Source organism: Nocardioides panacisoli, from assembly GCF_039537325.1.
GTDB classification, from domain to species: domain Bacteria; phylum Actinomycetota; class Actinomycetes; order Propionibacteriales; family Nocardioidaceae; genus Nocardioides; species Nocardioides panacisoli.
Genome location: NZ_BAABAH010000013.1, coordinates 117062 through 136668, shown reverse-complemented (window position 1 = coordinate 136668; position 19607 = coordinate 117062). Strand labels below are relative to the sequence as shown.

Sequence of the window (19607 nt, the reverse complement as noted above, 5' to 3'; positions counted from 1 at the left end):
GACGAGGAGTTGCCGGCCGCGGAAGTTCAGCCGGGCATTACGGTGAGTCACGAAGACCTCCGGACGGTAGGTGACCTAGACAGCGCCCACCGCACCCGGAGGTCTTCGCTACGTCAACAACCGGCCCAGAGTGTCACCAACCTCCTGGCCGAGTACACCTAGACGTGCTTCGCGAGCGGCGTCAGGACGCGCGCTCGTCGCAGAACTGCAGCCACATCGTGTGCTGGTCGGCCGGGTAGACGCTGCGCGTCACCTCGATCGGGTGCTCGCCCCACAGCGCGCGGCGGCTGTGCCGGATCACCACCGACCCCGGCGGGATCTCGAGCAGCGCGGACTCGTCGGCCGTCGCGATGCCGGCGGTCACCGAGTCCTCGGCCCAGTTCGGCCGGCGGCCCCGCGCGGCCAGGTCGTCGTACAGGCTCGACGGCAGCTCGCCGTCGAGGAAGCCCGGCACCAGGCCGTCGCTGAGGAACGCGTCGGACAGGCAGACCGGACGGCCGTCGGCGAGGCGCAGCCGCCGCCAGTGCACGACGGGCTGACGTACGGCGATGCCGAGCGCGCGCGCCACTCCCTTGGCCGCGCCGACGCGGTCGGCGACGATCGTGCGGGACTCGGCGACGACGCCGCGGCGGGCCATGTCCTCGGTGAAGCTGCTGATCCCGGTGGGGATGCGGCGCGGACGGGCGACGAAGGTGCCGCGACCGGGGAACCTCTCGAGGACGCCCTCCGACACGAGCGCGTCGAGGGCCTGGCGCACGGTCATGCGCGCCACACCGAACCTGTCGACGAGGTCTCGTTCCGACGGCGCTGGTGCGCCGGGGGCGGAGCCGAGCACGAGGCCTCTCACGTACTCGCGGATCATGACGTGTTTCGGCGCGCGCCGGGCAGCGACCCCTTGCTGTCCCGTGTCCACGAACGCAGGTTAAAGGCGACCCTCCGGACACGTCCGGGGAACGACGAATCTTTAACCGCTCGGACCGCCCCCGGAACGTCGCTCCCGAACATGTGTTCGAACTCGTGCTAGCCTCGTGACGTGGACGTGCAGACCACTCTCTTCGGAGCCACCGACACCGTCGACCTCGACGCCATCGAGCGCCGCGAGCTCACCGAGGGCGCCTGGGTCGACATCGCCCGCGGCTGGCTGCCCGGCGCCGACGACGTCTTCGACACCCTCGTGCGCGACGTGCCCTGGCGGGCCGAGCGGCGCCGGATGTACGACCGGATGGTCGACGTCCCGCGGCTCGTCTACACCTACATGATCGACGAGCCGCTCCCCCACCCCGGGCTCGAGACCGCACGCGACGAGCTGAGCCGGCACTACCTCGCCGAGCTGGGCGAGCCGTTCCGCACGGCCGGGTGCTGCTACTACCGCGACGGCCGCGACAGCGTGGCCTGGCACGGGGACACCATCGGTCGGGGCTCGACCCAGGACACCATGGTCGCGATCGTCTCCCTCGGCGACGTCCGCCAGCTGCACCTGCGCCCCCGCGGCGGCGGCGACTCGGTCAAGGTCGCGATGGGCAACGGCGACCTCGTCGTCATGGGCGGCAGCTGCCAGCGCACCTGGGAGCACGCCGTCCCCAAGGTCGCCTCGGCCGGCCCCCGGCTCTCGGTCCAGTTCAGACCGTTCAACGTGTTCTGACTAGAACTCCACCCCGGGGGCCGCCTCGTTCGCGGCGGGGGCGTCGTAGAACTCCCGCTCCTTCACGCCGGCGACGCCGGCGAACATCATCCAAGGGATGGTGCGGACCGACTGGTTCAGCTCGCGCACCGCGTCGTTGTAGTACTGACGGGCGAACGCGATCTGGTCCTCGGTCTGGCCGAGCTGCTTCTGCAGGTCCAGGAAGTTCTGGTTGGCCTTGAGGTCGGGGTAGGACTCGGCGACCGCGTTGACCTTCACCAGCGCCTGCTGGAGCGCGGCGTCGGCGGCGGCCTTGGCCGGCACGCTGTCCCCTGCCGCGGCGGCCTGCACGCCGGTACGCGCCTTGGTGACCTCCTCCAGCACGTCCTTCTCGTGCGCGGCGTACCCCTTCACGGTCTGCACCAGGTTGGGGATCAGCTCGGCGCGCCGGGTGAGCTGGACGTCGATCCCGCCCAGCGCCTCCTGCGCCCCGACGTCGCTCTTGCGGAGCTTGTTGAAGCCCACGACGAAGAAGCCGACGAGGAGCACGAGCACGACGACCGCAATGATCACGTAGAGCATGGGCGGGACCTCTCGGGTTGGGGACTGCCGAATCTAGTGAGGGACGACGGTTGCCGCGACCGCGCTACCACGAGCCGCCACCACCGCCACCGCCACCGCCGCCGCCGCTGAACCCGCCGCCACCCGACGACGAGGACGACTGGGTGGCGTCGTAGGCAGAGATGGCGCTGTCGAGGGTGCTGTCGAAGCTGTCGACGATGGAGTCGATGCCGGAGTCGAGGCTCGCGTAGCCGTAGCCGTACCCGTAGAAGTAGCCGGGCATCGGCGGGTCCTCGCCGGTCTCGAGCCGGTACTTCGACGCCCACTCCTTCGCGCAGCCGAACGCGACGGCCCACGGGATGTACGCCGTGTAGAGCTCCTTGCGGCCGGAGAAGTCGAAGCGATCCTCCGCCGAGGTGGTCGACAGGACCCGCTTGAAGCCGCCGATCCGGGACCACAGGTCCCGCCCCGCCGCGGTGCGCTTCGTCGCGGCGCCGGTCGCCAGCATCGGCATGCCGGTAGCGAAGAAGGCGGCCGCCGGCAGGCCGAGGCCGGTGACGTCGAACGGGTGCCAGATGACGATCGCGCCGGTCACGAGCAGCGCCCCGATGACGAGCGTGCCGCCGAACCCGCCGATCCCCGCGCGGGCCAGCAGGCCGGCGCTCTTCGCCCACTGCGCCACGGCACTGTCGAACGTGCTGATCGCGGTCTTCAGCTTCAGCCCCGCCGACACGTCCTTCTTGCCCGCCGAGAAGCTCGTGCCCGGGCCGCCCAGCAGGCCGGCGACACTGGTCGTGAGCGGGTCGAGACCGGCCCAGCCCTGCGGGCCGGCCTTGTCGGTGATCGTCCAGCTGTCCTGGCCGGGGGTCAGGCTGATCGCGCCGTGCTCCGCGGCATGCAGCAGCGTGGCGACGTACTGCTTCCGGTCGTGCGCCTCGGTGAGGATGTAGGACGCCTGGGCGGGCCCGATGCCGTCCGGCGGGGCGTACTGGAGCGGGAACCGCGGCGCCCGCTCGTAGGTCAGGAACGCGAGCAGGAGGCCGAGCGCCGCGGCCGCCACGGTGCCGGCAGCGATCGCGCCCGCCACCGGGACGCTGCGCCCGAGCACCCGGTCCCAGCGACCGCTCCACGGCAGCGTCGTCGGCTCGGTCGGCGACGACACGTCCTCGCCGGCGATCAGCGTGACGGGGGTCTGCGCGCTGAGGTGGCCGGTCGTGACGGTGATGTCCTTGGTGCCGTCGCCATTCTCCTTGCACGGCGTGCCGTCGCCCCAGCCGATGACGCACTGCACGTCCTCGGCATCGGCCGGCAGGTGCACGGTGAGGCGCGACCGCTCGATCTGCTGCAGCCAGCCGCCGGGGACCAGCTGCCAGTAGAACTGGTACGGCGTCCCGACCTCGTCGCCGCCCGGCGTCAGCACGCCGTCGACGTGGTAGGTGATCTTGTAGGTGTGCTCTCCGGAGGAGAGCGTCGTGTCCGCGTCGCCGATCCGGTAGACGTCGAACCGGCCGCTCTTGAGGCTGTGCGTGTACGGCTCCGACCTGCCGTCGCGGGTGACCGTGAAGTCCTCGATCGGGTGCCGCGCGTGCGGGTCGGAGGAGTCGAGACGGTCGAAGAACTGGAAGATGCCGTGCTTGTCGCTGCTCGGGAAGTCCGTCTGCAGCGTTTCGACGACGTCCATCCCGCCGTCGTCGTGGACGGTGAAGTCGGCCTTGTACGTCGTGAAGGACGTCTCCTCCTCCGTCGGGTCGCCCGTGTCGCCGTGGACGGAGAAGAAGATGGCCGGCCAGGACAGGATCGCGGCCAGGACACCGAAGACGATCAGCGCCCTGATCGCTCGCAACATGGCCGTCACGCTAGGGGCTCGGCGCAGCCGGCGGCGGGAATTGCGGATACTCCTGCGCCGCGCCGCTGCGGATGGGCCGGGGACGACCGGGTACCTGACGTCGGAGCGATCCGCCCCGAACCGGTCGCCCGATCCGAAGGAGCGCCGACATGCCCATGGGCGCAGACGGATCGACGCTCCTGGGCGACAGGTACCGGCTCGGCGACGTCCTCGGCAGCGGCGGGATGGCCGACGTCCACCGCGCCCGCGACGTGCTCCTGGATCGCGACGTCGCGATCAAGCTCCTGCGGCCCACCCTCACCAGCGACCTGGACCAGCGGAGGTTCGCCGCGGAGACCCGGATGCTGGCGCGGCTGAACAGCCCGCACCTGGTGATGGTGCTCGACGCCGGCGTCGAGCGCGCGTCGAAGGACCTGTGCCGGCCCTGGTTCGCGCTGGAGCTCGTCGACGGCCCGAACCTGGCCCAACGGATCGCCGCCGGCCCGCTGCCCACTCGCGAGGTGGCGTCGATCGGCGCCGGGCTGGCCACCGCGCTGGCGCACGTGCACGCCAGGGGGATCGTCCACCGGGACGTGAAGCCCGCCAACGTCCTGCTCTCCGCCGACGGCCGGCCGAAGCTCGCCGACTTCGGCGTCGCCAGGGTCGCCGACGACAGGACGGCGCTCACCAACCCCGGTCACACCGTCGGTACCGCCGCCTACCTCGCACCCGAGCAGGTGCGGAGCCTCACCGTCACCGGCGCGAGCGACGTCTACGCCCTCGGCCTCGTCCTGCTCGAGGCGCTGACCGGCCGCCGGGCCTACCCGGGCCCGCCGACCGAGGCCGCCCTCGCCCGCCTCCAGGCACGACCCGTCATCCCGGTCTCGCTCGGGAGCGGCTGGACCCGGCTCCTCGACGCCATGACCGCGATCGACCCCGCGGACCGGCCGAGCGCGGCGACCGCGGCCGCCCGGCTGTCGGCGCTGGCGGCCACCGAGCCGGCGTCGGCGTCGGTCGAGCCGGGTGCATCGACCGCCGCCCTCGCGCTGCCCGGCCCGTTCCCGGACCTCGACACCGCGCCGACCGTCGTCCCCAGCAATCGGACCGGGCGCAGCCGCACTCTCCTCGGCGTCGCGGCAGCGGTCGCGGTCGCCCTCGTGCTCGGGCTGGCCTGGTTCACGAGCGGCTCAGAGCCCCCGCCGACGGCGGCAGCAGCCGCGGCCCCAACGGTCGAGAAGGACACGGCGGCGCACACCCGCGGGGCGACCCAGTCGCGACCGGTCGCGCAGACCGAGCCGGCCGTCTCCGAGCCGAAGCAGCACCCGGGAGCTCGGCACCACCCCCACCGACGCCACCGACACCACCACCGCCACCACGCTCGGCACCACCGGCACCACCATCAACGGCACCACGGGCACGGCCACCGGAAAGGCCGGCGGTAGCGTCCCGGCTCAGTCGGTTCCGTGCTCGGCGATGAACTCCAGGATCGGCTCGGACAGCTCGCGGCGGCACACGATCACGTCGGGCAGGTAGACGTCGTCCTGGTTGTAGACGAGCTCGCTGCCGTCCACCCGGCTCGTGAACAGGCCGGCGGAACGCGCGACCGCGACGGGTGCCGCGGAGTCCCACTCGTACTGCCCGCCGGCGTGCACGTAGGCGTCCGCGACGTCACGCACCACCGACATCATCTTCACGCCGGCCGACCCCATCGGGACCAGCTCGGCGTCCATCGACTCCGCGAGTGCCTCCACGAACGCGGGCGGGCGGCTCCTGGACACCGCGATCCGCGGCCGCTGCGACGTACGCGGCGGGACGACCGGGGGGTTGCCGGTGTTGAAGGTCTCCCCCAACGCCGGCTGCGCCACGGCACCGGCGGTCAGGTTGCCCTTCTCCCACAGCGCCACGTGCACGGCCCAGTCGTCGCGCGGCACCTCGGAGAACTCCCGGGTGCCGTCGAGCGGGTCGACGATCCAGACCTTCTGCGCCGTGAGCCGCGCCTTGTCGTCCTTGCCCTCCTCGGAGAGCACCGCGTCGTCCGGCCGGTACTCGGCGAGCAGCGACATCAGCAGCTCGTGCGCGGCCCGGTCCCCCGCGTCCTTGAGCTCCTTGCCCTCCAGCCCCTCGCCCCGCACCTCGAGCAGGCGCCGGCCGGCCACCTCGGCCAGCCAGGCGGCGAGCAGGTGGTCGTCCGCAACGGTCTCAGGGGAAGGGGTTCCGGGCTCGAAAGTCACCGGCCCACCCTAGCGAGCGGTGGGCACGCGGCGACCGCCGCGGTCGGCCCTAGGAGTTGAAACGTTGCTGGGTCTTCTCGAGGCCGTCGAGGACGAGCGACTCGACGGCGTCGGCAGCGGTGTCGACCTGGAAGGGCAGCTCCTTGCGCTCCGCGCTGGAGTAGTTCGACAGCACGAAGTCCGCGACCTCCTGCCGACCGTGCGGCCGGCCGATGCCGGCCCGGACCCGGTAGAAGTCGCCGGTGCCGAGCGAGGAGCGCATCGACTTGAGGCCGTTGTGGCCGTTGTCGCCACCGCCCAGCTTGGCGCGCAAGGTGCCGAAGGCGATGTCGAGCTCGTCGTGGATCGCCACGATCCGCGCCGGCGGCACCTTGTAGAAGGTGGCGAGCGCCTTGACCGGGCCGCCGACCTCGTTCATGTAGCAGCGCGGCTTGACGAGCACGACCCGCGGGCCGTCGCTGCCGGGCGCGCCGAAGCGGCCCTCGACGACCTCGGCACGGCCGGACTTGTGGGCTCGGAACGGGCTCCCCATCCGGCGGGCGAGCTCGTCGACGACCAGGTAGCCGACGTTGTGCCGGTGACCGGCGTACGACGGACCGGGGTTGCCCAGTCCGACGACCAGCCAGACCTCGCCGCCCACCGCGTCCTCCTCGGTCGCAGGAACCGGGGTGCGTGCCGCATCGGTACGCACCGGTGAGACCAGGCGCCCCAGAAACCACCTGAGGCGCCTGATCGGGGTCACTCGGAGTCGCCGCCCTCGGCAGCCTCGCCGTCGCCACCGTCGGCCGCGACCTCGTCGTCGGTCGGGGTGTGCTCGTCCTTCTCGATGCCGGCCTCGGCCTCGGCCTCCTCGAGCTCCGCCTCGAGCGCCTCGGCGGTCTGCGCGGCGGTGACGTTGACGATGAGGGTCTCGCCCTCGGTGAGCAGGGTGGTCCCGCTCGGAAGGTCGAGCGAGTCGGCGTGGAACTGGGTGCCGGCCTCGGCGCCGGTCACGTCGACCTCGAAGAACTCGGGGATGTGGGTGGCCTCGGCCTCGACCTGGACGGTCGAGTTCTCGGTGACGACCAGGGTCTCCGAGGCGGCGTCGCCCACGACGTGGACCGGCACGTCGACGGTGACCTTCTCGCCGCGGCGTACGGCGACGAAGTCGACGTGCTCGAGGGTCCGGCGGACCGGGTCGACCTGGACCTGCTTGGTCAGCGCGAGCTGCGACTTGCCCTCGATGTCGAGCTCGAGCAGCGCGTTGGCGCCGCCGTGCTTGATCGCCATCATCGTGTCGTGGCCGGGGAGGGTCAGGTGGATCGTGTCGTTGCCGTGGCCGTAGACGACCGCGGGCACCTTGTCCTCGCGGCGGATCCGGCGGGCGGCGCCCTTGCCGAACTCGGTACGGGTCTCGGCCTTGATCTTGTCGGTCATGGTGCAGCTCCTCGTCGATCGGGTGGGGTTCCCGGCGAGGCTCCGCTTCTCTGGCCCGATGACCGGCGGGCGCGCGGCGTCGTAGAGGACGAACCGGCCCAGTCGATCACGGAGTCACAGAAGCGGGTGCTCCCTCGCCGAGGCAACCGCAGAATCCTAGCCGCGCCCTGAGTCGCCGTACAAAATGGCGGGTCAGGCAGCGAGGGCGACGCGCCCGCGACCCCCCGCCTTGGCGCGGTAGAGGGCGGCGTCGGCCCGGGTGTACAGGGTGCGGACGTCCTCGGCATCGGTCGGGGCGTGCGCCAGCCCGATGCTCACCGAGACGTGCACGGCCTCGGCGCCGGCGAGGCGGAACACGTGCGAGCGCACCTCGGCCAGCTTCTGCTCGGCCCGGAGCCGGGCGTCCTCGCGCGAGCACCCGGGCATCAGCACGGCGATCTCGTCGCCGCCGAGGCGACAGACCACGTCGCCGCGGCGCATGTCCGCGAGCAGCAGCCTGGCCAGCTGGACCAGGACCTCGTCGCCACCCGGGTGGCCGTAGCGGTCGTTGATCGCCTTGAAGTTGTCGACGTCGAGCAGGACCAGGGAGGTGCCCTCCTCGTTGGCCGAGCCCGTGATGGCCGATGCGGCGGCCTCGTCGAAGACGCGCCGGGTCACCAGGCCGGTCAGGGGGTCGACCGCCGCCATGCGCTCGAGGTGCTCGATGAGCCGGGCGTTCCTCCTGGTGCTGATGGTCAGCATCACCGAGACGGTCACCAGGACGGCGGCGACGTAGCCGGTCTCCGCGACGGTCTGCGTGAACGGCAGCTGGGCGGCGACGACGAGCTCGCCGAGCAGGGCGGACCCGGTCATCACCGCCGAGCCCGGAGGCCGCAGCTGCGAGGCGCCGTAGAGCACGGGGAAGACGAAGAAGATCTGCGCGTCGACCGTGGCGTCGTGGGTGAGCAGGTCGAGCACCACCAGGGCGACGACGGCGAGCAGGGGGCACAACGCCCACGCGAGCACGTTGACCCGGCTCGAGACGCGGGCCAGGACGGAGAGGAGCACGACGAGTCCCAGGATCCCGGTACCCGCGACGACCGCGTCCGGCCCCAGCCGGTTGTCCGCCGGCAGCCACGGGGAGAGCACGACCGTCGCGGCCGCGGCGACGCAGCACAGCAGCAGGACGTTGCGTCCGGCGGCACGGTGGTCCCGCGGCTCCATCCAGTTCACGTCAGTCGGATCGGCCGGCGTCGGCCGATATCCAGCTCTCGACCGCGGAAAGTTAAGAGTCAGGCCTGCCCGTCGAACATCGAGGTGACCGAGCCGTCCTCGAACACCTCGCGGATCGCGCGCGCGACCAGCGGCGCGATCGACAGCGTGGTCAGCTTGTCGAACTGCTTCTCCGGCGGGACCGGCAGCGTGTTGGTGATGACCACCTCGGTGGCGCTGCAGTTCTTGAGCCGGTCGACCGCGGGGTCGGAGAGGATCGCGTGGGTGGCGGCGATGACGACACCCGCGGCGCCGTCGGCGATCAGCGCCTCGCACGCCTTGGTGATCGTGCCGCCGGTGTCGATCATGTCGTCGGTCAGCACGCAGATCCGGCCCTTGACCTCACCGACCACGCGGTTGGCGACGACCTCGTTGGCCACGTCGGTGCGGCGGGTCTTGTGGATGAACGCCAGCGGCGCGCCGCCGAGCCGGGACGACCAGCGCTCGGCGACCTTGATCCGACCGGCGTCGGGCGAGACGACCGCGAGCGGCTGTTCGCCGTATTTGGACTTGATGTGCTCGGCGAGCAGCGGCAGCGCCATCAGGTGGTCGACCGGGCCGTCGAAGAACCCCTGGAGCTGGTCGGCGTGCAGGTCGACGGTGATGATCCGGTCGGCGCCCGCCGTCTTGAACAGGTCGGCCACCAGGCGCGCCGAGATCGGCTCGCGGCCACGGTGCTTCTTGTCCTGACGGCTGTAGCCCCAGAACGGCATGACCACCGTGATCCGCTTGGCCGAGGCGCGCTTGAGCGCGTCGACCATGATCAGGTGCTCCATGATCCACTCGTTGATCGGGGTGGTGTGGCTCTGGATGACGAACGCGTCGCACCCGCGCACCGACTCCTCGAACCGGACGTAGAGCTCGCCGTTGGCGAACTGGTAGGCCTGCGTCGGGACGAGCTGCTGGTCGAGCAGTGCCGCGACCTCGTCGGCGAGCTCGGGGTGGGCCCGGCCGGAGAAGACCATCAGGTTCTTCTCGGTGGTCCGCTTCAGTCCGGTCACGCGTCCGTCGCCCCCTGGCTTGCCGGAGTGGTTTACAGCACGGATTCTGCCGTGTCGGCACGGTGAGCCCCAACCCGGAGTGACTCCCGGTGAGACGCGGCGCGTTCACCAGCCGGTCACCTGCTCCCGCCGGCCGCTGCACAAAGCCGGATTCGGGGTCCCGAGTGGCGCAACTCCGCTAGGTTGCGGCCGAGCCGTCGCACCGGGCAGCGGCCTCTCGGGGGAAAGGCAGACATGCTCAAGCGCATCGTGGGCGGCGTCGGCGGTCTGGTGATCGTCCTGGTCGTCGTCGCACTCAAGTTCGGAGCCGGATGGGGCATCGGCTTCCTCGGCGCCAAGGCGGATGCTCCCGACGTCGGCAAGTGCGTCACCCTCAGCGGCTCCAGCACCGACGCCAACGCGGACGAGGCGACCTGCGGCGCCGACGGCGTGCTCTACAAGGTCGTGTCCGACAACGGCTCGTGCGACGACACCGAGCTGAGCTACACCATCTCGGTGACCGGCAAGGACGCCGCGGACCTCTGCCTGGCCTGGGACGTCGAGGCCGGCGACTGCGTCAAGATCAACGGCATCAACGACCCGGACGAGAAGGTCGCCTGCTCGCCCGCCACCGACGGGTCGACGGTCGTCAAGATCACCGCGGTGCTCGACAGCGCCGGCGGCCAGTGCCCGAAGGGCAGCCAGGGCGTGGCCAACAAGACCCGCGACACGAAGCTCTGCGCGGTCGCGGTCTCCTGACCCGACCGCCGTCAGTCAGCGGCCGTGTCGTCCGGCTCCGCGCCGGACGCCGCGGCCGCTGCTGCGTCTGCCTGCGGGGTGCCCGAGCGGCGTGACTGGGCCCAGCCGGGGATGTTGCGCTGCAGCCCGGAGCTGACGGCGAGCGCGCCCGGCGGGACGTTGCGTCGTACGACGGTGCCGCCGCCGGTGCTGGCGCCGTCGCCGATCTCGACCGGCGCCACGAAGGTGTTGTTGGAGCCGGTGCGCGCATGCCGGCCGACCTTGGTGCGGTGCTTCTCCACGCCGTCGTAGTTGGCGAAGATCGTGCCCGCCCCGATGTTGGTGCCCTCGCCGATCTCGGCGTCGCCCACGTAGGACAGGTGCGGCACCTTGGCCCCAGCGCCGATCCGGGCGTTCTTGGTCTCGACGAACGCGCCGATCTTGCCGTCGGCACCCAGGTGCGTGCCGGGCCGCAGGTAGGAGAACGGCCCGACGTTGGCGCGGGCGTCGACGACCGCGAGCTGCGCGTGGGTCCGCACGACGCGCGCGCCCTCGCCGATCTCGCAGTCCTGGAGCGTGGTGTCCGGGCCGATCACGGCGTCCTCGCCGACGACGGTGGCGCCCAGCAGGTGCGTGCCCGGGAGGATCGTCACGTCCGGTGAGAGCTGCACGTCGCTCTCGATCCACGTCGTGGCGGGGTCCATCACGGTGACGCCGTCGCGCATCCAGCGGTCGACGATGCGGCGGTTCATCTCCCGCCCCAGCGAGGCGAGCTGGGCGCGGTCGTTGGCGCCCTCGGTCTGCCAGACGTCGTCGATCGGGTGCGCCGCGACGGTCAGGCCGGCCTCACGCGCCAGCTGCACGGAGTCGGTGAGGTAGTACTCGCCCTTCGCGTTGGCGTTGCCGATGCGCTTGATCGCGTCGATCAGGAAGGCCGCGTCGAAGGCGAGGATGCCCGAGTTGATCTCGGTGATCTCCCGCTGCTCGACGGTGGCGTCCTTCTCCTCGACGATCGCGAGCACCTCGCCGTCGTCGTCGCGCACGACCCGGCCGTAGCCGAACGGCTCCGCCACGATGCCGGACAAGATGCTCACCGCGGCCTGGGCGGCCTCGTGCTGGGCGGCGAAGTCACGCAGCGTGTCGCCCTGCAGGAGCGGCGTGTCGCCGTACGCGATCAGGACGGTGCCCGCCTCGGGCATCCGGTCCGCCGCGGTCAGGGCGTCGAGCGCGACCCGTACGGCGTGGCCGGTGCCGAGCTGCTCCTCCTGGACCGCGAGCACGCCGTCGGGCAGCAGCTCGGTCACGTGCGGGCCGACGACCTCGCGCTGGTGGCCGACCACCGTGCAGACGCACCCGGGCTTCGTCGCGCTGACGGCGTGCAGGACGTGGCCGACCATGCTGCGCCCCGCGACCCGGTGGAGGACCTTCGGCGTCTTGGACTTCATCCGGGTCCCACCACCCGCGGCGAGCACGATGACGGTCAGCTGGTCGGCCATGACGACGAGACTACGGCCAGTCCCCGGCCGGTCCCGAGCCGCGGAGGATCATTTCTTTACCGTTGCGCCCGGCGGCCCCGCCGCCGACGGGGTCAGGCGGACTCCACCTCGGCGCGGGAGCGGAGGACGCAGAACTCGTTGCCCTCCGGGTCGGCGAGCGTCACCCATCCCGTGCCGTCGCCGCGGATGCCGCGATGGTCCTCGACCTGGGTCGCACCCTCGTCGAGGAGCCGCGCCACCTCCTCGTCGCGAGTCCGGTCGGTGGGCCGGACGTCGAGGTGGACCCGGTTCTTCACCGACTTCGCCTCGGGCACCTCGATGAAGAGCAGCCGCGGGCCGGCGCCTCCGGGGTCCACGATCATGCACTCGACGTGACCGGGAAGGTTCGGGTCGTCGGGCAGGTCGGTATAGCCGAGCACCGGCTTCCACCACTCGGAGAGCTCATAGGCGTTGCGGCAGTCGATCGTGGTGTGCGAGATCGTCGAGGTCACGACCCAACCCTCGCGCGGTCCGGGTCCACGCCACAACGGGATATCGGCAAGACTTCTCGCCATGCGTGCGGTCGTCCAGCGGGTCACGTCGGCGTCGGTCACCGTGGCCGGGGAGGTCGTCGGGGCGATCGACTCTCCCGGCCTCCTGGTCTATCTCGGAGTCACCCACGGCGACGGCCGGGACGAGGTTGCGTGGATGGCACGGAAGATCCGCGACGTGCGGATCCTGCGCGAGGAGCGCTCGGCGTCCGAGACCGGCGCCGCGGTGCTCGTCGTCAGCCAGTTCACGTTGTACGGCGACGCGCGCAAGGGCCGGCGGCCGACCTGGGCCGCCGCGGCCCCGGGTCCGGTGAGCGAGCCGCTCTATGACGCCGTGTGCGCCGAGCTGGAGCGGCTCGGCACCCACGTCGAGCGCGGTGTGTTCGGTGCCGCCATGGAGGTGGCGTCGGTGAACGACGGACCGTTCACGGTCCTGCTCGAGCGCTGAGGGCTGCTACTTCACCGAGCCGTTCGGGCGGAGGATCAGCGGCTCGAGCACACGCGTTCGGTTGAAGTCGAACAGCGAGGTCAGGTTGGGCGCGCCGTCGGCGAACGAGCCGTCGCCGATCGGCGCGAGGCCCCAGTTGTACTGGATGAACTTGATGAGCGAGGCCTGGGTGCTGAGGTCGTGGGAGACGAAGTTCTTCCTCGCGTACGGTGAGATCGCGAGCAGCGGCAGCCGTGGGCCGGGGCCGCACCGGTCGAGGTAGCCGTTCGCGGGGGCGGGGCCCGACGAGCACCAGGGCTGGTCCTGGGCCGGGTCGTTCGAGCCGTTGCTGACCGGTGCCGCCACGTGGTCGTACCAGCCGTCGGAGTCGTCGTAGGTGATGAAGACAGCCGTGTTCTCCCAGTACTGCGACTTCATGATCGCGTTGACGTACTTGACGTAGAAGTGCTGCTCGTCGATCGGGTCGGAGTAGCCGGCGTGGCCGTCCTGGTAGGCCGGCGCCTTGAGGTAGCTGACGGCGGGGAGGTTGCCGGCGTTCAGAGCCTTGGTGAACCAGGACAGGTCGTAGCTGTGGTTGGCCGGCCCGTCGTGGCCGACCTCGTTCACGTCGGCGGGCTCCAGGTGGTGCGGGTTGGCCGTGGAGGCGTAGTACTGGAAGCCTTCGTGGTGCGGGCTGTAGTCCCCCGACCGGTGGCCGCCGATGTTCTTGTGCCCGGCCGTGCACGTGACCGGGCTCGTCCCGTCGTACGGCGCGTCCGCGGTGAACCCGCCCTGGAACCAGCCCCACGTGACTCCCTGGGCGCTGAGCCGGTCGCCGATGTTGGGACCGGTCATGACGGCGAGGTTGCTGTGCGCCTTCCCGTTGTTGTTGGAGCAGTCGTCGTAGAAGGGCTCGGGGTCCTTGATCACGGTGCCGACACCGGAGCCGTCCGGCGAGGTGACGACCGACGGGTCCGGCACCGCGGTCTGCAATCCCGTTTGCGGGTCGACCGAGACGACGCCGTGGGTCTGGCCGGACACGAGGTTCAGCGCGCCCGGCGTGGACGGGCCGAACGTCGCGCCGAAATTGTTGTCGGACATCGCGTAGTGCTGCGCGTAGTTCCACAGCGCCGTCACGGTGTTGCCGTCGAAGTAGCCCATCGTCATGCCGGCGACGCCGTACAGGCCGTTGCCGCAGGGCCCCTTCGAGGTGGTCTGGACGAAACGGTTCATGTGGCCGTTGTTGTAGGCCTTCTGCTCGTCTCCGTAGGCGTGGCTCTGGTCGCAGGTCAGCGCGTGCCTCGGCGCGATCCGGAACGGGTCGCGCGAGTTGGGGTTGCCGTGCAGCAGGTGATCCGTCACCACGTTGTGGTTCGACGGGGTCCCCTTCGCGGCGTGGAACGGCACGCCGTCCTGGTTGGTCGCCCTGGGGTAGGTGCCGAAGTAGTGGTCGTAGGAGATGTTCTCGCCGAACAGCACGACGACGTGCTCGATCTGCGTCGCTGTCGCCCTGGCATTGTGCGGTGCCGTCCCGGGCGCCGGCCCCGCCTCGGCTGGAGTCGCGAGCCTGGTCAGGGAGAGCGCTGCAGTCGCGGCCAGTGCCGAGGTCGCTGCCGAGCGCCGCAGCGTGGAAGCCATGCTCGCCACAGTAGGTACGGTGCCCCTCGGTCAGGGGGCTTTCGCGAGATCTCGTCGATACGGCTGCGGCGCCCTACTCGCGCGGCCGCGTCCCTGGCGGCTCGGTCGGTGCCGACGGCGGCGCCGGCGGAGCCTGGCTCGATGGCGGGGGCGGCGGGGGCACCGAGGAGCCGGGATGGGGGCCGCTCGCCGGGTTGCGCTGGAGCGTGCCGGCCCGTGCCCTCAGGGCGTCGACGTCGATGCCCCCGGTGGCCAGCAGCACGACGGCTCCGATCACCGCACTCGCAAGGATGAAGAGAGCGGTGGTCTGCGCCCCGCCGAGCCCGAGGAAGAACGTCGCCACGTCCTTCCTGCGCCCATAGCTGAGGTGGAAGTTCGACACCCGCACGAGCAGCGGCACTGCGACGACCAGGAGGCCGAGGTAGACCAGCACGTTGCGGAGCACCGCTCTGCGATCGGCCGACTGCCGCACGACGGTCCAGACGGCGAGCCCGGCGAGCGCGAGCGCGACAGGAATGCTGATCCAGAACAGGCCCCCGTGATCGTCGGCGAAGCCGCCGATGTGGGACATCGCCTCCTCGTGCTCCTTCTTGTAGTCGGTCGACGCGCCCCACGGTGCGCCCAACCCGAGACCGACCACGCGCATCCCCAGGGCAGGGAGCGCCGCGATCATCCCGACGATGTTGGTGAAGTCGCGTGCGTCGTCGTGACCGACCAGGACCGCAGCGATGTAGACGAGGCCCGCCACGCAGAGACCGACGGCGATCGCGGCGAGCCCGGCCACCGGCGCCGCCAGCCACTCGTGCACCTTCAGCCAGACGCCATCGAGGGTTGCCCGGCGTGCGACTGCGACGAGCACGAGTGTCATGAGCAGGAGGAGGAATCCGAGGAAGATCGCGCCTGCGACGGACGTCTGCGACTTGCCACTGAAGTCACCGAGGCCGGCCTTGGCCCCCGAGCTGGCGAGATAGTCCGTGAGCGAGCCGGCCGAGGCCAGCGAGTCGTCGTCGCTGGTGTATCCACGCAGGTCCGGCTCGACGATGTTGGTCACCACCGCGCCCAGCGTCAGGAGCACCGCGAGGATCAGGCTGGCACGCACGGCGTCCCCAAGAGCCGAGGGCATGTCGGGGTAGGCCCTGATGACCCGGCGGAAGACCAGAGCGGCGGCGCCCAGCGCGACGAACGTGGCAAGCAGCGGGTACTGGCCGACAGACGTGGTGACCGCGCCCGCTCCGCTGACCACGTCGGCGCCGAACGACGCCTCAGTCAGCAGCGCCGTCAGACCGATGGCGCTCTTCAGGTCGAAGTGGTCCGCGCTGAGGAACGCGACGAGCGCCGACACGACTGCTGCGGCGCCCAGCGCGACAACCGCCGTGAGGCCTGCGCCGAGCCAGTTGCCGGTGAGGACGCGTCGCCAGTCGATCGACGGCATCGCGTTGCCGACGGGCTCGCCCGCGGGCGGCAGGATCGGACGCGCCTGCGCAGGAGGGGCCGCGGGCGGTGGGGGCGGCAGGGGTGACGACGGGCTCACCTGCGGTCCAGCACCCGACAGCGGCGCGGTAGCGGGCGCGGTGAACGCCAGACCGCAGGATCCGCAGAAGTGCGAGCCCTCCGCGTTCTCTGCGCCGCAGTTCGTACACCGATTCATCGCATAGGTCCTGTCTGTCAGGCGGAAGTACCGGCAGATCGGTGTCCCCCCGGTGCCCTCCCCGGCCGAAGGTAAACGGCTGAGGGCGCCGCGGCCCGCGCCAAACATGGGGGTGCCACCCCGATGCCCGGTCCACCGGTCCCGCCGCAGGCTGATCAGGCGTTGCGTAAGGAATTCACCCGATTACCGCTCGGGCCTCTTACGCGCACGCTGCCACCAACTCCCGCCGGACCGCGGCGGGTCCCAGCCTGGAGGACGGCCATGAAGCTCCCATCGATCCACCTCTCCGTGAGAGCCGTGGTGCTCGCGCTGGTCGCCATGGCGGCGATCGTCGCGCTGCCCGCGGCACCAGCGCTCGCCGCACCGGCGATCTCGTGCAGTCCCGACTCGACCACGATCGACGAGGGCGGGCACACGACCGTCCGCGGCAACCTCAACGACGGCGGTACGCCGATCGCGTCCGCGACCGTCGGCGTGTTCCGGTCCACCGACGGCGGCTCGACATGGACATCGGTCGGCTCCGCGACCACGGACAGCGCGGGCAACTTCCACACCGACATCAGCCCGACCCGGACGTCGATGTTCCGGTGCCGCTACACCTACGTCAGCGGTGGCATCCCTGTCACGCACGAGTCGGCCGCCTTCACCGTCACGGTCCGGCTCACCACCGGACTGACGATCAACGCCACTCCGACCACCCTCACTGCGGGCGACCACACCGCGATCTCGACCACGCTCACCGAAACCGACAGCCATGCTGCGATCCCGGGCGCGCCGGTCTCGTTGTGGTTCTCGACCGACGGCGGGCACACCTGGACGCTCAGCATCACCCCGACCACGAACAGTGCCGGCCAGGCGTCGGTGAACGCCTCTCCGACGACCACCACCGTGTACCAGTGGCGCTGGCCGGGCGACATCGCGAATGCGCCGGCGACCTCGCCCAACGCGACCGTGACGGTCACGCCGAGGGCCGCCACGGTGACGTGCGGCCCGGTCGACCTGACGATCGACGAGGGCGGCAGCACCCACATCAACGGCCAGATGGTCGACACCGCGACCCGAGCGCCGATCGCCGGAGCACACATCTTCCTCGACGAGTCGACCGACGGCGGAGTCAGGTTCGGGAGCTACCAGGACGTGCGGACGCTGAGCGACGGCAAGTTCCAGTTCACGGTGCACCCCGTGCGGGACACCGTGTACCGATGCGCGCACGCCGGCGACGAACCGCCGTACCCGGCGACCTGGAGCACGTGGTCCACCGTGACGGTCCGGCGCACCAGCGCGCTCTCGATCGACGCCTCGCCCACGAGCATCGCATCGGGCGGGTCCAGCATCCTCTCGACGCAGCTGACCCGCGTCGACGACGGCGGCCTGCTCACCGGGCAGCACGTGACGCTCAAGTCCACTGCGGACGGCGGCGCGACCTGGACAGTGATCGGGACCCCGACCACCGATGGCTCCGGGCGCGCGTCCATCACCGTGCACCCGAGCGTGTCGACCTCCTACGTGTGGGTCTTCGACGGCGACACCACGAGCACCCCGTCGTCGTCGGCCGTCGCGAGGGTGACCGTGTCCGCCCCGGACACCACACCGAGCGCCCTCGGCATCACGACGACGCCCGACACGGTGGTCGCCGGCGGCTCGTCGACCGTCACCGGCTACCTGCACGCCGGCTCCACCGCTGTCTCCGGACGGACGCTGACCCTGAAGTCGTCGACCGACGGCGGCGTGACGTGGACGACGGTCGCTCATGAGACGACGGATGCGTCCGGGCACGCCTCGCACACGGTCACGCCGACAGTCTCGACGTTCTACCTGTGGACCTTCGACGGCGACGCCACCTACGACCCCTCGACGTCGGTGATCGCGGGGGTGACCGTCTCCACCCCGGGCACCTCCCCGACCACGCTCAGCATCGCGAGCGACCCCGCATCGATCACGGCGGGCGGCTCGGCGACGGTCGACGGCAAGCTGGTGACCACCGGCTCCGCCGCGGTGTCCGGCCGCACGGTGCGGCTGGACGCGTCCACGGACGGCGGCACGACCTGGACGACGGTGCGCACCGCGACCACTGACGGTTCCGGCAAGGTCGAGGTGACCGTGAGTCCCTCCGAGACGACCACCTACCAGTGGGTGTTCGCGGGCGACTCGGCGTACGACGCCTCGCACTCCCCCGCGGCATCGGTGACGGTCGTCCCGGCGACGACGCAGACCCTGACCGAGCACGTCTCGCGGCACCGCCTCACCTTGGGTCAGCGCCTCCGGGTCAAGGGGGCCTACTCCGAGCCGGGCGCCGGCACGGAGGTCGCGCTCTACCGGCTCCGGCACCGCGGCCCGGTGCTGCTCGGCACGGCGCACCTCGACGCCCGCGGGCACTACCGGTTCCGCCTGCACCCGAACCACCGCGGCACGTGGCGGTTGCGCACCGAGGTCGTCGACTCGGTGACCACCGACTCGCCGATCTGCCGGGTCCGGGTGCACTGACCGGCACCACGCTCGCCGGTCCGTCCTGCGGACGGACCGGCGAGCCGCACGAGCTCCCCGGGTAGGAGTCGAACCTACGTCGCTAGTCCTGATTCAAAGTCAGGCGGGCCCTGCCGGCAGACCAACCGGGGATCGAAGTACAGGTTAGGGCCCGGCTGTGCCGGCGGCGCCCGGGGCCGGCAGACCAGACAGCGCGCCACACCGGCGCTGTGGCACCAGGGCGCGGATCACCGCGGCAGGTCGCGCCCGATCAGCGGCCCGACCCGACCACGTGGCTCGGCAGCACGCAGGCCACGTCCAGGCCGAGGACCCGGTTGAGGCGGCCGAAGGACAGCCAGGACCCGATGCACATCGTCAGCTCCGCGATCTCGCGGTCGTCGTACGCCGCCCGCATCCGGGCCCAGAACTCGTCGTCGAGGCCGTGGTGGTCGAGCGCGTACCGCTCGGCGTACTCGGCTGCGAGCCTGGTCCGGTCGTCGAAGTCACGAGTTGTGCGCCACTCCTCGACGGCCTGCGCGAACGTCTCCTCCACCTTCTGGCCGTCCCGCTCGGTGCGCCAGTCCTGGCAGAACAGGCAGCCGTTGAGCTGCGCGATCCGGAGTCGCGCCGACTCGAACTCCCGGAGCCCCAGCGTGCCGTGCTCATAGACGCTCATGGCGAACGCGGAGGCGGCGGGGCCGATCCCCGGCACCAGCTCACCCCACACGTACAGGATCGGGTCCTTGCCCTCCGGCACGTCGATGAACATGTCAGCCACCGCG

18 protein-coding genes, 1 tRNA gene and 1 pseudogene are annotated in these 19607 nt (G+C 71.2%); 5 read left to right on the top strand and 15 right to left on the bottom strand.

The window, feature by feature from the left end; translation table 11 throughout:
- Nucleotides 1–181 precede the first annotated feature (181 nt).
- Entirely contained in the window at nt 182–862 is a 681-nt protein-coding gene (locus tag ABD709_RS16655) for a GntR family transcriptional regulator (RefSeq protein ID WP_344777457.1), read from the bottom strand.
- Between the two features lie 171 nt (nt 863–1033).
- Between ABD709_RS16655 and ABD709_RS16650 the strand changes: the two genes are divergently transcribed.
- Nucleotides 1034–1642, top strand: coding sequence for an alpha-ketoglutarate-dependent dioxygenase AlkB (locus tag ABD709_RS16650; RefSeq protein WP_344777451.1), 609 nt, complete (start codon nt 1034–1036; stop codon nt 1640–1642).
- Here ABD709_RS16650 and ABD709_RS16645 read toward each other — a convergent pair whose 3' ends face one another.
- Nucleotides 1643–2203: a LemA family protein gene (locus ABD709_RS16645; protein ID WP_344777449.1), complete on the bottom strand. Its 561-nt coding sequence runs from the start codon at nt 2201–2203 to the stop codon at nt 1643–1645. It abuts the gene before it with no gap.
- A gap of 64 nt (nt 2204–2267) precedes the next feature.
- A complete protein-coding gene (locus ABD709_RS16640; protein ID WP_344777447.1) occupies nt 2268–4028 on the bottom strand; it encodes a DUF2207 domain-containing protein in 1761 nt (586 codons plus the stop codon).
- A 149-nt stretch (nt 4029–4177) separates the two neighbouring features.
- On the opposite strand from ABD709_RS16640, the gene ABD709_RS16635 reads away from it, so the two are divergent.
- Nucleotides 4178–5449 (top strand): serine/threonine-protein kinase, encoded by a 1272-nt coding sequence (locus tag ABD709_RS16635; protein WP_344777445.1) that lies wholly within the window; start codon nt 4178–4180, stop codon nt 5447–5449.
- A gap of 9 nt (nt 5450–5458) precedes the next feature.
- On the opposite strand, the gene ABD709_RS16630 is transcribed toward ABD709_RS16635, so the two are convergent.
- The 5 genes from ABD709_RS16630 to ABD709_RS16610 all read right to left on the bottom strand — a co-directional run bounded on the left by ABD709_RS16630 (nt 5459) and on the right by ABD709_RS16610 (nt 9906).
- Complete coding sequence (locus tag ABD709_RS16630) at nt 5459–6238, bottom strand: 3'(2'),5'-bisphosphate nucleotidase CysQ (protein WP_344777443.1); 780 nt, start codon at nt 6236–6238, stop codon at nt 5459–5461.
- A gap of 49 nt (nt 6239–6287) precedes the next feature.
- On the bottom strand, nt 6288–6878 hold the full coding sequence (gene pth, locus ABD709_RS16625; RefSeq protein WP_344777441.1) for an aminoacyl-tRNA hydrolase: 591 nt from the start codon (nt 6876–6878) through the stop codon (nt 6288–6290).
- A gap of 98 nt (nt 6879–6976) precedes the next feature.
- A complete protein-coding gene (locus ABD709_RS16620) occupies nt 6977–7654 on the bottom strand; it encodes a 50S ribosomal protein L25/general stress protein Ctc (protein WP_344777440.1) in 678 nt (225 codons plus the stop codon).
- A 192-nt stretch (nt 7655–7846) separates the two neighbouring features.
- Nucleotides 7847–8857, bottom strand: coding sequence for a GGDEF domain-containing protein (locus ABD709_RS16615; protein ID WP_344777438.1), 1011 nt, complete (start codon nt 8855–8857; stop codon nt 7847–7849).
- 68 nt (nt 8858–8925) lie between these two features.
- Nucleotides 8926–9906 carry a ribose-phosphate diphosphokinase gene (locus ABD709_RS16610; RefSeq protein ID WP_344777436.1) on the bottom strand — a complete coding sequence of 327 codons (981 nt, stop codon included), beginning with the start codon at nt 9904–9906 and terminating at the stop codon, nt 8926–8928.
- A gap of 234 nt (nt 9907–10140) precedes the next feature.
- Here ABD709_RS16610 and ABD709_RS16605 point away from each other — a divergent pair, with 234 nt between their 5' ends.
- Complete coding sequence (locus ABD709_RS16605; protein ID WP_344777434.1) at nt 10141–10644, top strand: LppU/SCO3897 family protein; 504 nt, start codon at nt 10141–10143, stop codon at nt 10642–10644.
- An 11-nt stretch (nt 10645–10655) separates the two neighbouring features.
- Here ABD709_RS16605 and glmU read toward each other — a convergent pair whose 3' ends face one another.
- A complete protein-coding gene (gene glmU, locus ABD709_RS16600) occupies nt 10656–12119 on the bottom strand; it encodes a bifunctional UDP-N-acetylglucosamine diphosphorylase/glucosamine-1-phosphate N-acetyltransferase GlmU (RefSeq protein WP_344777432.1) in 1464 nt (487 codons plus the stop codon).
- A gap of 92 nt (nt 12120–12211) precedes the next feature.
- The gene (locus ABD709_RS16595; protein ID WP_344777430.1) at nt 12212–12610 is read right to left on the bottom strand and encodes a VOC family protein; all 399 of its coding nucleotides are present in this window, start codon (nt 12608–12610) and stop codon (nt 12212–12214) included.
- A 61-nt stretch (nt 12611–12671) separates the two neighbouring features.
- Between ABD709_RS16595 and dtd the strand changes: the two genes are divergently transcribed.
- Nucleotides 12672–13097 carry a D-aminoacyl-tRNA deacylase gene (dtd, locus tag ABD709_RS16590; RefSeq protein ID WP_344777428.1) on the top strand — a complete coding sequence of 142 codons (426 nt, stop codon included), beginning with the start codon at nt 12672–12674 and terminating at the stop codon, nt 13095–13097.
- Nucleotides 13098–13103: 6 nt separating this feature from the next.
- Here dtd and ABD709_RS16585 read toward each other — a convergent pair whose 3' ends face one another.
- The 3 genes and pseudogenes from ABD709_RS16585 to ABD709_RS21470 all read right to left on the bottom strand — a co-directional run.
- On the bottom strand, nt 13104–14714 hold the full coding sequence (locus ABD709_RS16585) for a phospholipase C (protein ID WP_344777426.1): 1611 nt from the start codon (nt 14712–14714) through the stop codon (nt 13104–13106).
- Between the two features lie 73 nt (nt 14715–14787).
- Nucleotides 14788–16245 (bottom strand): hypothetical protein, encoded by a 1458-nt coding sequence (locus tag ABD709_RS16580; RefSeq protein WP_344777424.1) that lies wholly within the window; start codon nt 16243–16245, stop codon nt 14788–14790.
- A gap of 51 nt (nt 16246–16296) precedes the next feature.
- Nucleotides 16297–16362 (bottom strand): annotated as a pseudogene (locus ABD709_RS21470) (zinc-ribbon domain-containing protein); the annotation flags it as partial.
- Nucleotides 16363–16623: 261 nt separating this feature from the next.
- Here ABD709_RS21470 and ABD709_RS16575 point away from each other — a divergent pair.
- Nucleotides 16624–18846 (top strand): hypothetical protein, encoded by a 2223-nt coding sequence (locus ABD709_RS16575; RefSeq protein WP_344777422.1) that lies wholly within the window; start codon nt 16624–16626, stop codon nt 18844–18846.
- A 53-nt stretch (nt 18847–18899) separates the two neighbouring features.
- Here the strand turns inward: ABD709_RS16575 and ABD709_RS16570 are convergent.
- Nucleotides 18900–18978 (bottom strand) — tRNA-Gln (locus tag ABD709_RS16570).
- 118 nt (nt 18979–19096) lie between these two features.
- Nucleotides 19097–19594, bottom strand: a complete 498-nt coding sequence (locus ABD709_RS16565) for a carboxymuconolactone decarboxylase family protein (protein ID WP_344777455.1) — start codon at nt 19592–19594, stop codon at nt 19097–19099.
- Nucleotides 19595–19607: the final 13 nt, after the last annotated feature.

What these genes read in the sequence shown, in the direction of transcription:
- ABD709_RS16640 (WP_344777447.1), bottom strand. Translation starts at nt 4,028, where the DNA reads ATGTTGCGAGCGATCAGGGCGCTGATCGTCTTCGGTGTCCTGGCCGCG.
- ABD709_RS16645 (WP_344777449.1), bottom strand. Translation starts at nt 2,203, where the DNA reads ATGCTCTACGTGATCATTGCGGTCGTCGTGCTCGTGCTCCTCGTCGGC.
- ABD709_RS16575 (WP_344777422.1), top strand. Translation starts at nt 16,624, where the DNA reads ATGAAGCTCCCATCGATCCACCTCTCCGTGAGAGCCGTGGTGCTCGCG.
- dtd (WP_344777428.1), top strand. Translation starts at nt 12,672, where the DNA reads ATGCGTGCGGTCGTCCAGCGGGTCACGTCGGCGTCGGTCACCGTGGCC.
- glmU (WP_344777432.1), bottom strand. Translation starts at nt 12,119, where the DNA reads ATGGCCGACCAGCTGACCGTCATCGTGCTCGCCGCGGGTGGTGGGACC.
- ABD709_RS16615 (WP_344777438.1), bottom strand. Translation starts at nt 8,857, where the DNA reads ATGGAGCCGCGGGACCACCGTGCCGCCGGACGCAACGTCCTGCTGCTG.
- ABD709_RS16620 (WP_344777440.1), bottom strand. Translation starts at nt 7,654, where the DNA reads ATGACCGACAAGATCAAGGCCGAGACCCGTACCGAGTTCGGCAAGGGC.
- ABD709_RS16605 (WP_344777434.1), top strand. Translation starts at nt 10,141, where the DNA reads ATGCTCAAGCGCATCGTGGGCGGCGTCGGCGGTCTGGTGATCGTCCTG.
- ABD709_RS16585 (WP_344777426.1), bottom strand. Translation starts at nt 14,714, where the DNA reads ATGGCTTCCACGCTGCGGCGCTCGGCAGCGACCTCGGCACTGGCCGCG.
- ABD709_RS16565 (WP_344777455.1), bottom strand. Translation starts at nt 19,594, where the DNA reads ATGTTCATCGACGTGCCGGAGGGCAAGGACCCGATCCTGTACGTGTGG.
- ABD709_RS16635 (WP_344777445.1), top strand. Translation starts at nt 4,178, where the DNA reads ATGCCCATGGGCGCAGACGGATCGACGCTCCTGGGCGACAGGTACCGG.
- ABD709_RS16655 (WP_344777457.1), bottom strand. Translation starts at nt 862, where the DNA reads ATGATCCGCGAGTACGTGAGAGGCCTCGTGCTCGGCTCCGCCCCCGGC.